The sequence below is a fragment of the Rhizobium sp. RHZ02 genome (assembly GCF_014851575.1).
Lineage (GTDB): Bacteria > Pseudomonadota > Alphaproteobacteria > Rhizobiales > Rhizobiaceae > Rhizobium > Rhizobium altiplani.
The window spans coordinates 1-310 of the sequence record NZ_JACUZX010000110.1 but is presented as its reverse complement, the minus strand read 5'-3'; the positions used below and the strand labels follow the sequence as shown (position 1 = coordinate 310).

The 310-nt window shown below is 61.0% G+C and carries 1 protein-coding gene; it reads right to left on the bottom strand.

Annotated elements, in window-relative coordinates; translation table 11 throughout:
- On the bottom strand, window positions 1-281 hold a 281-nt coding region (locus IB244_RS31735; protein WP_192307023.1), incomplete at its 3' end, for a DUF3300 domain-containing protein.
- Window positions 282-310: the final 29 nt, after the last annotated feature.

Sequence of the window (310 nt, the reverse complement as noted above, 5' to 3'; positions counted from 1 at the left end):
CGGTTCGCCTCGACGATCTGCAGCGGAAACAGCGAGCTAGCCGTGATCAGTGCCACGAGGTCATCCGGATAAAGTGCGATGCGCGCGACAAGCGTCTCGAGTTCGTCCTCCGTCAAGGCCTGAGGCGTCGCTGCTGTTTCGGCGGTACTCGGTGCCGGCGCTGCGGCTGAAGCAGAAGCGGGTGCTGGCTGCTGCGCGTAGGCAGTCGGTAGCTCTGTCGGAATGACGAGCCAGGACACCGCCGCCAGCCAAGTTGCACACCAAGCAAGAAACCTTGTCATGATCGCACCTTTTCTTTCTTTGGTGGAAG